At 71.2% G+C, this 11,546-nt stretch carries 10 protein-coding genes; 8 read left to right on the top strand and 2 right to left on the bottom strand.

Annotation, left to right across the window (positions count from 1 at the left end):
* Window positions 1–206: 206 nt before the first annotated feature.
* Entirely contained in the window at window positions 207–755 is a 549-nt protein-coding gene (locus O3Q52_RS37905) for a hypothetical protein (RefSeq protein ID WP_055618799.1), read from the bottom strand.
* Between the two features lie 301 nt (window positions 756–1,056).
* Here O3Q52_RS37905 and fmt point away from each other — a divergent pair, with 301 nt between their 5' ends.
* On the top strand, window positions 1,057–1,989 hold the full coding sequence (gene fmt / locus O3Q52_RS37900; protein ID WP_269653136.1) for a methionyl-tRNA formyltransferase: 933 nt from the start codon (window positions 1,057–1,059) through the stop codon (window positions 1,987–1,989).
* Window positions 1,990–2,430: 441 nt separating this feature from the next.
* Window positions 2,431–3,861, top strand: a complete 1,431-nt coding sequence (locus O3Q52_RS37895; protein WP_269653135.1) for an RsmB/NOP family class I SAM-dependent RNA methyltransferase — start codon at window positions 2,431–2,433, stop codon at window positions 3,859–3,861.
* A 34-nt stretch (window positions 3,862–3,895) separates the two neighbouring features.
* Here O3Q52_RS37895 and O3Q52_RS37890 read toward each other — a convergent pair whose 3' ends face one another.
* Window positions 3,896–6,112, bottom strand: a complete 2,217-nt coding sequence (locus O3Q52_RS37890) for an MMPL family transporter (RefSeq protein WP_269653134.1) — start codon at window positions 6,110–6,112, stop codon at window positions 3,896–3,898.
* A 173-nt stretch (window positions 6,113–6,285) separates the two neighbouring features.
* Here O3Q52_RS37890 and rpe point away from each other — a divergent pair, with 173 nt between their 5' ends.
* The 6 genes from rpe (at window position 6,286) to O3Q52_RS37860 (ending at window position 11,467) form a co-directional block, all read left to right on the top strand.
* On the top strand, window positions 6,286–6,972 hold the full coding sequence (gene rpe, locus O3Q52_RS37885) for a ribulose-phosphate 3-epimerase (RefSeq protein ID WP_143635342.1): 687 nt from the start codon (window positions 6,286–6,288) through the stop codon (window positions 6,970–6,972).
* Between the two features lie 78 nt (window positions 6,973–7,050).
* The gene (locus O3Q52_RS37880; RefSeq protein ID WP_055618140.1) at window positions 7,051–8,094 is read left to right on the top strand and encodes a sugar-binding transcriptional regulator; all 1,044 of its coding nucleotides are present in this window, start codon (window positions 7,051–7,053) and stop codon (window positions 8,092–8,094) included.
* Between the two features lie 445 nt (window positions 8,095–8,539).
* A complete protein-coding gene (locus tag O3Q52_RS37875; RefSeq protein ID WP_269653133.1) occupies window positions 8,540–8,872 on the top strand; it encodes a barstar family protein in 333 nt (110 codons plus the stop codon).
* Between the two features lie 128 nt (window positions 8,873–9,000).
* The gene (locus O3Q52_RS37870) at window positions 9,001–10,443 is read left to right on the top strand and encodes a GuaB1 family IMP dehydrogenase-related protein (RefSeq protein ID WP_269653137.1); all 1,443 of its coding nucleotides are present in this window, start codon (window positions 9,001–9,003) and stop codon (window positions 10,441–10,443) included.
* Between the two features lie 88 nt (window positions 10,444–10,531).
* Complete coding sequence (locus O3Q52_RS37865) at window positions 10,532–11,056, top strand: GNAT family N-acetyltransferase (RefSeq protein WP_269653132.1); 525 nt, start codon at window positions 10,532–10,534, stop codon at window positions 11,054–11,056.
* A 15-nt stretch (window positions 11,057–11,071) separates the two neighbouring features.
* The gene (locus tag O3Q52_RS37860; RefSeq protein WP_269653131.1) at window positions 11,072–11,467 is read left to right on the top strand and encodes a hypothetical protein; all 396 of its coding nucleotides are present in this window, start codon (window positions 11,072–11,074) and stop codon (window positions 11,465–11,467) included.
* Window positions 11,468–11,546 lie beyond the last annotated feature (79 nt).

Genomic DNA, 11,546 nt, shown 5'->3' with positions numbered 1-11,546 from the left:
GGGGGGAGTGACGTGGTGCGGATTCGGGTTGATCCGCCGGATATTGGGTGACCGTTCGGCGGGTGCGGGTGCGGGTGCGGGTGCGGGTGCGGGTGCTGCGTACGCCGCAGATTTCGGCGACCTGCCTGGGCGGCTGCGGTCGGTGTTCGTTCGGGCAAACGGGTCTGCCCCCGAGGCTCGTCGGGGGCAGACAGGTGGGTGTGGGGTCAGCCGTTGCGCGGGCCCGGGAAGGCGGTCGGCCTGATCTCCTCGCGGAGCGTGGAGCTGCCCGCCGTCGGCTGCGTGGGCATCGGCATCGGCATGGAACGGGCCGCGGGGACCGTGGGGAGGCCGGTGTTGACGGCGACCGTGCGGGACGAGCCCGACGGTTCCGTGGCGCGCTCGGCCTCTGCGGCGGCCTGGGCCGCGGCCCGGCGGGCGCCGTAACGGCGGTGCACCGCCTGTTTGGTGACTCCCAGTGCCGAGCCCACCGCGTCCCACGAGAAGCCCAGTGAGCGGTCGAAGTCCACGGCGGCCGTGACCAGGGTCTCGACGCTGTCCCGCAGCTCCTGGGCGAGGCGGACGGTCGGGGCGGGCGCCCGCCCGTAGACGACGAAGCCCGTGGACGGGCCGGAGCGGCGCGGGCGGTAGACGTTGCCCAGCTGGGCTGTCAGCGTGCGCAGTGCGTCCACCTGCCGGCGGACCCGCTCGATGTCCCGCACCAGCAAGTGCAGGCTGGCCCGAGCCTGGGCGTCGTGGGTTGCGTGGTCGGCCATGAACAAGCCTCTCGAACCGGCGTTGAAAAGGACCGGGCCGCGAGTGCGGCCCGTTTTGGTCAACTCTTTCTTGACCAACGCGTTTGAGGGTGAGTGGTCACGCTCATGGGGCGTGGGGGCATATGCGTACGCCCCCGGCGGCTGGGCGTGCGCTCGCCTCGGCCTTCGTCCTCGGCCCCGCCTTCCGCCTCGCGACGGGTGAGTCCCGCCCGAACTGCCCGCACCGCTCGCACGATCCACGACGCCCCATAGACTGGTGTGCTGCCCGTCATGAATTCGCCCGAGAGGCCGACTGCCACCCATGAAGCTCGTCTTCGCCGGTACCCCCGAGGTCGCCGTTCCCGCTCTGGACGCCCTGATCGCCTCCGGGCGGCATGAGGTGGCCGCCGTCGTCACCCGGCCCGACGCGCCGGCGGGGCGGGGGCGGAGGCTTGTCGCGAGCCCCGTCGCCGAGCGGGCGGAGGAGGCCGGCATCGAGGTGCTCAAGCCGGTGAAGCCGCGGGACGAGGCGTTTCTCGCACGGCTGCGGGAGATCGCGCCGGACTGCTGCCCCGTGGTCGCCTACGGTGCGTTGCTGCCCCGGGCCGCGCTCGACATCCCCGCCCAGGGCTGGGTCAACCTGCACTTCTCGCTGCTGCCCGCCTGGCGTGGGGCGGCGCCCGTGCAGCACGCGGTCATGGCCGGGGACGAGATCACCGGGGCCTCCACGTTTCTCATCGAGGAGGGCCTCGACTCCGGGCCCGTCTACGGGACCGTCACCGAGGAGGTGCGGCCCACCGACACCAGCGGGGATCTGCTGACGCGGCTCGCCTTCGCGGGGGCGGGGCTGCTGGCCGCGACCATGGACGGGATCGAGGACGGCACGCTCAAGGCCGTGCCGCAGCCGGGGGACGGTGTCACGCTGGCGCCGAAGATCAGCGTCGAGGACGCGCACGTGGACTGGGTCGCGCCCGCGCTTCGTGTCGACCGGGTCGTACGCGGGTGCACTCCCGCGCCGGGGGCGTGGACCGTGTTCCGGGGGGAGCGGCTCAAGTTGATCCAGGTTGCGCTTGCTCCTGAGCGGACGGATCTTGCTCCCGGGGTGTTGGGGGTCGGCAAGAACAATGTGTACGTGGGGACCGGGTCGTGTGCCGTTGAGTTGCTGTGGGTGCAGGCTCAGGGGAAGAAGCCGATGCGGGCGGCGGATTGGGCGCGGGGGGTTCGGATCGGGGCTGACGAGGTGGTTGGGGGCTGAGAGGTCTTCTTCGGCGGTCGGTTCGATGTGGGTGGGGTGCGAGGGGTCGGTTGTGGGGTGTCGGGTGCGGGCCGGTGGGGGCTGGTCGCGCAGTTCCCCGCGCCTCTAAAAGACTGCGCAGTTCCCCGCGCCCCCAAAGGATGCGCTGATCCCCGTGCTCTCAAAGGTGCGCCGTTCTCGGCGTCCCCGAAGGTGCGGCGGCCCCTGCGCCCTACAAGATGCGCAGTTCCCCGCGCCCCTGAAGAACGAGCCGGTCCCCGTGCCTGAAAGCAAGCTGGTGCCCGCGTCCTCCAGGAAGGCGCCCTGGTGTGCCTCCAGAGGGCGCGGCGTTCCCCGTACTCCCCGAAAGCGTGTTGTTCCCCGTGCCCTGAGAAGGAGCGCGGGCGTCACCGCGACGTAGGCTGGACCCGTACCTCTTCCACGATCCGGAGCACCTTTTACGTGAACGAGCAGTCCCGTCGGCCCCGGCAGCAGGGCAAGCCGTACCGTCGTCCCAAGAAGGACCCCGTGCGGATGCTTGCCTTCGATGCGTTGCGGGCGGTGGACGAGAGGGACGCGTACGCGAATCTCGTGTTGCCGCCGTTGCTGCGGAAGGCGCGGGAGAAGGGGGACTTCGACGGGCGGGACGCGGCGCTGGCCACGGAGCTGGTGTACGGGACATTGAGGCGGCAAGGAACGTACGACGCCGTCATCTCGGCGTGTGTCGACCGGCCGCTGCGCGAGGTCGATCCGCCGGTGCTGGATGTGCTGAGCCTCGGCGCGCATCAGCTGCTCGGGACGCGGATCCCGACGCATGCCGCCGTGTCCGCGTCGGTCGAGCTGGCGAGGGTCGTGCTCGGGGACGGGCGGGCGAAGTTCGTCAACGCCGTGCTGCGGAAGATCGCGCAGCACGATCTCGACGGATGGATCGAGCAGGTCGCGCCGCCCTACGACGAAGATCCCGAGGATCATCTCGCCGTCGTGCACTCGCATCCACGATGGGTCGTCTCGGCGCTGTGGGACTCGCTGGGGGGCGGGCGCGCCGGGATCGAGGATCTCCTCGAAGCCGACAACGAGAGGCCCGAGGTGACTCTTGTGGCCCGCCCGGGGCGCTCCACCGCCGATGAGATCCTCGGCGCGCTCGGGGACGAGAACGCGTTGCCGGGGCGCTGGTCGCCGTACGCCGTTCGGCTGTCCGAGGGCGGCGAGCCGGGCGCCATCGACGCCGTACGCGAAGGGCGTGCGGGCGTGCAGGACGAGGGCAGCCAGCTCGTGGCGCTCGCCCTCGCCAACGCGCCCCTCGACGGACCGGACAAGGCCTGGCTCGACGGCTGCGCCGGACCCGGCGGAAAGGCGGCCATGCTCGCCGGACTCGCCGCCGAGCGCGGGGCCCTGCTGCTCGCTTCCGAGAAGCAGCCGCACCGGGCCGGCCTCGTCGCCAGGGCGCTCGCCGGGAACCCGGGGCCCTACCAGGTCATCGCCGCCGACGGGACACGGCCGCCGTGGCGTCCGGGCACGTTCGACCGCGTACTGATGGACGTGCCCTGCACAGGGCTTGGCGCGCTGCGTCGTCGTCCCGAGGCCCGCTGGCGGCGGCGCCCCGACGACCTGGACGGGTTCGCGCCGTTGCAGCGCGGACTGCTGCGTACGGCGCTCGACTCGGTGCGGGTCGGCGGGGTCGTCGGGTACGCCACCTGCTCGCCGCACCTTGCCGAGACCCGGGCCGTGGTCGACGACGTGCTCAAGCAGCACGGCGGCTCGGCCGAACTCGTCGACGCCCGCCCGCTCTTCCCTGGCGTACCGGCCCTGGGCGACGGCCCCGACGTACAGCTGTGGCCGCATCTGCACGGGACGGACGCCATGTATCTGGCGCTCATCCGCCGGACCGCCTGAGGCCGGTCGACCGACACCTACGGGCCGGGCCGGCCTATTCCGACGGGGTCGGCGGGGCCGGCGGGCCTCCCGGACTCGGTGCCGGTGCGGGCGCGGGGGACCCGGATCCGGTCCCGGTGGCCGGCGGCGGACCCGCCGTGCCCCCGTCCTCGTGGGCCAGCCGGTGCGGCCACCACACCTTCGGGCCGACGTCCAGGAACAGGGACGGCACGAGGACCGAGCGCACGATGAACGTGTCGAGCAGTACGCCCAGGGCGACTGCGAAGCCGATCTCGGCGAAGGCGACCATGGGGAGCGTGCCGAGCGCGGCGAAGGTTCCGGCGAGGACCAGGCCCGCCGAGGTGATGACCGCGCCGGTGGTGGCCAGGCCCGTCACCACTCCCTTGCGGGTGCCCTGGCGGCCGGCCTCCTCGCGGATACGGGTGGTCAGGAAGATGTTGTAGTCGATGCCCAGGGCGACCAGGAACACGAAGACGAACAGCGGGAAGTCCGTCGACTCGCCCGCGTAGTCGAAGATGTACCGGAACGCGAGCGCACTGATCCCCAGCGCGGCGGCGAAGGACAGCACCACCGTGCCGATCAGCAGCAGCGGGGCGATCAGGGCGCGGAGCACGCCGCACAGGATCAGCAGGACCACGATGAGCACCAACGGGATGATCAGGATGTTGTCGTGGGTCGTCGCCGTGTCCATGTCGAGCAGTGAGGCCGTGCCGCCGCCCACCTGCGCGTCGGCGTCGGGTACGTCGTGCACGGCGTCCCGCACCCGCTCCACCGTCTGTTTCGCGGCCTCGCTGTCCGCGGGTGCGGTCATGGTGGCCTCGAAGAGGACCTTGCCCTCGAACTCGGGTTTCGTGCCCGGTGGCAGGCCGAGGGATTCCGGTACGACACCGCGGGTGGCCGCGACCGCCTGGCCGACGTCCTCGGCCTGGGCGCGGTTGCTGACGATGACGAGCGGATCGCCGCTGCCCGCGGGGAAGTAGCGCGCGGACACCTCCTGGCCGACGATCGAGTCGGGTTTGCCGGTGAAGGCGTCGGCGTTGCTGATGCCCTCCGCGCGGAGCTGGATGAGGCCCAGCGAGAGCAGCGCGAGCGCCGCCGCCGTGACGGCCCAGATCATGCGCGGGCGGATGGAGATACGGCGGCCCATGCGCGCCCAGACACCGCTCTCGGTCGGGTCGGGGGAACCGAAGTGCGGGATCACCGGCCAGAAGATCCAGCGGCCGAAGATCACCAGCAGGGCCGGGAAGAGGGTCATCATCGCGGCCAGTGCCACGGCGACACCGATGGCGGCGACCGGGCCGAGGCCGCGGGTCGAGTTCATCTCGGCGGCGAGCAGCACCAGCATGCTCAGGACGACGGTCGCGCCGGACGCGAGCACCGCCGGGCCCGCCCGGTGCAGGGCGAGCGCCATCGCCTCGTGGCGGTCTTCGTGGCGGCGCAGTTCCTCCCGGTAGCGGGCCACCAGGAGCAGGGCATAGTCGGTCCCCGCGCCGAAGACGAGGACGGTGAGAATGCCCGCGCTCTGGCCGTTGACGGTCAGGCCCGCGTGCTCGGCGAGGAAGTAGATCACCGCCTGCGCGGTGAACAGTGCGGCGACCACGCCGAGCAGCGGCACGAGCAGCAGGGTCGGACTGCGATAGGTCAGCAGCAGCATCACGATGACGACGGCCATCGCCGAGAACAGCAGTGTGGAGTCGATGCCCTCGAAGGCCTCGGAGAAGTCCGCGGACGTACCGCCCGGGCCCGTCACATGCACGGCGAGCCCGTCGCCGCCCTTGCCGGTCACGTCACGGATCGAGTCGACGGCGGGCGAGATCTCCTCCCAGCCCTTCTCGTCCATCCTGATGGGGACGAGGATCTGGGCCGCACGCGGATCGGTCTGCCGGTCGAAGACCGGGCCCCGGGTCTCCGCGCCGAGGATGCCGTGCGCACGCAGTTCCTTGATCTGGCGTGCGTCCTCGTTGATCTGCGCCCGTTCCTCGGCCGTCAGGCCGCTCTCACGGGCGTACACGACCACCGCGGGGATCTGCTCCGGCCTGAAGTCCTCGGAGATCTCCAGGACTTGGGTGGACTCGGCGGATCCGGGCAGCCAGGACGCGGCGTCGTTGTCCTGCGCGTCGGTGAGTTTCGAGGCGAAGGGCGCCGTGAGGAACAGCAGCACCAGCCACAGTCCCACCACGATCCATTTGCTGCGTCGGCCGCAGACCAGCCAGCCGATCCCGCGTCCCTGCTTCCCCTGTGCGTCCGTCATGGCGACCCCCGTAGCCGCGTGTGGAGCTGGTGGGCCGACAAGGATGGCACGGGCCGCGAGGCCGGTGCAGTCCCTCGGCAGGATTGGTATATACCGACCGGTTCGGGTCGAGGACCTCCGGGACCTCGACGACCGGGGAGAACAACCGGCGCCGGACATGGCAGGCTTAACGCATGGCCGCGCAGATCAACCCCAGCATCCTGTCCGCCGACTTCGCCCGCCTTGCCGAGGAGGCAAAGGCGGTGGAAGGGGCTGACTGGCTCCATGTCGACGTGATGGACAACCATTTTGTCCCGAACCTCACGCTAGGTGTGCCGGTCGTAGAGTCTCTGGCGCGTGCTACGGACACGCCGCTGGACTGCCATCTGATGATCGAGGACGCCGATCGGTGGGCGCCGCAGTACGTAGAAGCGGGTGCCGGTTCCGTCACGTTCCATGTCGAGGCCGCCGCCGCACCCGTGCGGCTCGCCCGTGAGATCCGGGCCAAGGGCGCCCGGGCCTCCATGGCCCTGCGGCCCGCGACTCCCATCGAGCCGTACGAGGATCTGCTCCCCGAGCTCGACATGTTGCTGATCATGACCGTCGAGCCGGGCTTCGGAGGCCAGGCCTTTCTCGACATCATGCTGCCCAAGATCCGCCGCACCCGCGAGTTGATCAACAAGCACGGCCTGGAGCTGTGGCTGCAGGTCGACGGCGGGGTCTCGGCCTCCACCATCGAGCGCTGCGCCGAGGCGGGCGCCGACGTCTTCGTCGCCGGTTCGGCGGTGTACGGGGCGGCCGACCCCGCCCAGGCGGTACGTGCATTGCGCACGCAGGCGGAGGAGGCGACGGCCCAGGCAGCATGGGCATGCGACCACTGAGCCAAGGGAACGTGAACGCCGCCCCTCAGGGCTGATCAAGTACGCCGGATCTGCAAGGATGAACGGCGAATCCAGAGTGTGAACAGCAGTGAGGAGATCGCCGTGTCGGGTATGTCGGCGGGCCGGTCGGCCATGCGGATGGGACCCGCTGAGCTGGTGCAGGCGGCGGCCATGGCCCGCCGTTTCTACCTTGAGGGCAAGTCCAAGATCCAGATCGCCGAGGAGTTCGGCGTCAGCCGCTTCAAGGTGGCCCGGGTCCTGGAAACGGCCCTCGAACGGGATCTCGTGAGGATCGAGATCCGCGTCCCCGCCGAGCTGGACGCGGAGCGCTCGGACGCGCTGCGCGCACGCTACGGCCTGCGGCATGCCGTCGTCGTGGAGTCCCCGGCCGAGGCCGAGGAGTCGCCCGACCCGGAGAACCTCGGTGAGGTCGCCGCCGACCTGCTCGGTGAACTCGTCGCCGAGGGCGATGTGCTAGGCCTCGCCTGGGGCCGCTCCACCATCCACATGGCGGCCGCGCTCGACCGGCTGCCGCCGTGCACGGTGGTGCAGTTGACGGGTGTCTACGACGCCGGGACGGCCGAGCGCGGCTCGGTCGAGGCGGTCCGCCGGGCCGCCCAGGTCTCCGGCGGGGACGCCCATCCCATCTACGCGCCGATGCTGCTCCCTGACGTGGCCACCGCGGCGGCGCTGCGCAGCCAGACGGGGATCGCCCGCGCCTTCGAGTACTTCGACAAGGTCACCGTCGCCTGCGTGTCGATCGGCTCCTGGGAGGCGGGCATCTCGACGGTGCACGACATGCTCACCGAGGAGGAGCGCGCCCACTACGCCACCCTCGGTGTGGCCGCCGAGATGTCCGCGCACCTCTTCGACTCCGAGGGCCGCCGCGTCGGCCGGGACCTGGGCGAGCGGTGCATCACCGTCGAGGCCGACCGGCTGCGGCGGATCCCCGAGGTCGTCGCGATCGCCGGCGGCCAGCGCAAGGCCGCCGCCATCGACGCGGTGCTGCGCTCCGGCCTCGTCACCAGCCTGGTGACGGACACGGCGGCCGCGGACTACCTGATGACGGCGGGTTCGACCCCGCGTCCCGCCCTGAACCGGGCGGACCCGGACGGGCCCTGAGCCCGCAACGCTCCGACGGCGGCTCGGCAACGCGCCGCGTGGGGACGGCTGTGGCAGCATCGGCGACATGCTGTTCCGGTCCGTCCCCGTCTGATTTCCGGGCTGTTGGTCTGTCCGGTGGCCCTGTCGGCCGACTGTTCGTCGACGTCGACGAACACCAGGGCGGTCGCACCGGCCTCGGCCCCAACGTGGGCCCACGAGGTCGGGTAGGCTCACTGCAGTGTGTTGCGAGAAGCAAGCGCGTACACCGTGTTGATCGAGAACCAAGACAGCACATGCACCTCCAAGCTTTGCGGTACAAACCGGGCTGGTTTCAACCCGGCTGGTGTCGATCGTGGAAGACCTGCCGGGTCGCTGACCCGCAGGCGGCGTGAGCCAGGAATCCCCTGTTACAGCTGGGGGGAGGATTCAATACAACTCGTTCAGGGCGGGGCGGTGTGCTGAGATGACGCACGACGTGGCGGGCCGCCACGTGGTCGCGCTGGACCTCGACGGCGTCGCGGACAAGGCGGGCCTCATGGAGCGCTGCGTACGCGCACTGGAGCTGCCGGAGTGGTTCGGGCGCAACTGGGACGCGCTGGCCGACAGCCTCGGCGACTCCTCCGTCTGGCCCTCGCCCGCCGTGGAGAAGGGGCTGCTCGTCGTCGTCACCGGCTGGCAGCCGTACGCGAAGGCGCGGCCCGACGAGTGGGAGATCGCGCGGGAGGTGTTCGCCCAGGCGGCGGACGGCACCGCGGCGCTCACCGTGGCGCTGGTTCTTGGAGGATCCCACCAGTAGCCCCCTGACCAGCCTGGACGATCGGCCCGGGGCGTGTTCACCCGTCGACATGGGACAATGAGGTACGTGCTCTTCCCTCGTGCTGTCCTGTTCGGGGGCCACCTCTGAACGACTGGGATGTGCAGCACGTGCGTTTCCTCAACGACATCCAGCCCGCGTACGACCTGACGTACGACGACGTCTTCATGGTGCCGAGCCGCTCCGCGGTCGGTTCGCGGCAGGGCGTCGACCTGGCTTCGCCGGACGGCAGTGGGACCACGATTCCGCTGGTGGTCGCCAACATGACGGCCATCGCGGGCCGTCGGATGGCCGAGACGCTGGCCCGCCGGGGCGGGCTCGTCGTCATTCCGCAGGACATCCCGATCGAGGTCGTGACCGAGGTCGTCTCCTGGGTCAAGAGCCGTCATCTCGTCCTGGACACCCCGATCGTGCTGGCCCCGCACCAGACCGTCGCCGACGCGCTGTCCCTGCTGCCGAAGCGCGCGCACAACGCCGGTGTCGTGGTGGACGGCGAGGGCAGGCCGGTCGGCGTGGTCACCGACGCCGACCTGAACGGCGTCGACCGCTTCACGCAGCTGTCCGAGGTCATGTCCCGGGACCTGCTGCTGCTCGACGCGGACATCGAGCCGGGCGAGGCGTTCAACAGGCTCGACCATGCGAACCGCCGGTACGCGCCCGCCGTGGACAAGGACGGCCGGCTCGCCGGAATCCTCACCCGCAAGGGCGCCCTGCGCGCCACGCTCTACACACCGGCCACCGACGCGGACGGCAAGCTGCGCATCGCGGCCGCCGTCGGCATCAACGGCGATGTCGCGGGGAAGGCCAAGCAGCTTCTCGCGGCGGGCGTCGACACGCTCGTCGTGGACACCGCGCACGGCCACCAGGAGTCGATGATCGCCGCGGTCAAGGCGGTCCGCGGGCTCGACCCCCACGTGCCCATCGTCGCGGGCAACATCGTCGCCGCCGAGGGCGTACGCGACCTCATCGAGGCCGGCGCGGACATCATCAAGGTCGGTGTCGGACCCGGCGCCATGTGCACCACGCGCATGATGACCGGAGTGGGCCGCCCGCAGTTCTCGGCCGTGCTCGAATGCGCCGCCGAGGCGAAGAAGTACGGCAAGCACGTCTGGGCCGACGGCGGTGTCCGCCACCCGCGCGACGTAGCCATGGCGCTGGCCGCGGGCGCGTCGAACGTCATGATCGGCTCCTGGTTCGCCGGTACGTACGAGTCGCCGGGCGACCTCCAGCAGGACGCCGACGGCCGCCTCTACAAGGAGTCGTTCGGCATGGCGTCCGCGCGTGCGGTGCGCAACCGCACGTCGGAGGAGTCGGCGTACGACCGCGCCCGCAAGGCCCTGTTCGAGGAGGGCATCTCGACCTCGCGGATGTTCCTCGACCCGTCCCGGCCGGGCGTCGAGGACCTGATCGACTCGATCATCGCGGGCGTCCGCTCCTCCTGCACCTACGCCGGTGCCAACTCCCTGGAGGAGTTCGCCGAGCGGGCCGTCGTCGGCATCCAGAGCGCGGCGGGTTACGCGGAGGGCAAGCCGCTGCACGCAAGCTGGAGCTGACGCAACTCCCTTCCGCACGGCCCCCGTTGTCCCGCATGCCGGGAGAACGGGAGCCGTGCCTTTTCCCGGTGTCGCTAGGGTCGGGCGGATGAGGATCGACATCTGCCGGGCCGAGGACATCGCGGTTCTGGAGCGGTTCATGCCCTCGCACAGCGTGGACGGGAGCCACGGGGCGCGGTTCGCGCGGCAGGAGGCGGGTGACAGCAGCTATCTGATCCCCTGGCTCGACGGCCTGCCCGTCGGTCACGCGGAGGTCCGGTGGACCGGCTGCGAGGCTCCCGAGGTGCGGGCGGCCCGGCCGGGCTGTCCCGAGCTCAACGGGCTGTTCGTCTGGCCCGCGTCGCTCCGCTCGCGGGGCATCGGGACGGCACTGGTGCGTGCCGCCGAGGAGCGGGCGGTCGCCCGCGGCACCGGGCTCATGGGGCTCGGCGTGGGCGACGACAACCCACAGGCCGCGCGGCTCTACGCACGGCTCGGCTACCGGCCCACCGTGTCGTACGTCGACCGCTGGGCGTATCTCGACGTGGACGGCGTACGTCACGTGTGCGCCGACCCCTGCGTCTTCCTGGTCAAGGAACTGTCGTCAGGCCCTCTTGACGTCAAGTTTGCCTGACGAGACGCTGGCGTCATGACGACACCTCAGAGCATCGAGCCCCAGTACACGCTGCTGACCGGCGTGGCCCGTCTCGACGAGCTGCGTGTGCGGGAGTCGCTGGCCGGGGCGGGGAGCGACGAGGAGGCCCTCGACCGGGGCGAGCTGCTCGAACTGCTCGCGCTGAGCGAGGTGGTGGCCCGAAAGGCCGCGTACGGGCGGCAGTTGAGCGTGCGTGCGGCGCGTCGGGCCGGGGCGTCCTGGTCGCAGATCGGGGCCGCTCTGGGCACCAGCAAGCAGGCCGCCTGGGAGGCCCACAACAGGTGGATCGACGAGCAGGCGGCGGTTCATGGGCAGCCCGGGCGGATCGGTTTCGACGAGGACGACGTGGCCGAGGCGCGGGCCATCGCGGGGAATCCGGACGGGGCCTGACGAGTCCTGACGAGTTCTGATCGGGCGGGCCCCGGGGTCTGTCCTGCGACGGGGGCGGGCGGGGGGGCGCCCTGGGCGG

The sequence above is a fragment of the Streptomyces sp. ActVer genome (assembly GCF_027270795.1).
GTDB classification, from domain to species: Bacteria; Actinomycetota; Actinomycetes; order Streptomycetales; family Streptomycetaceae; genus Streptomyces; species Streptomyces umbrinus_A.
The sequence above is the reverse complement of the archived record's forward strand: the minus strand, read 5'-3'. Positions and strand labels throughout refer to the sequence as shown.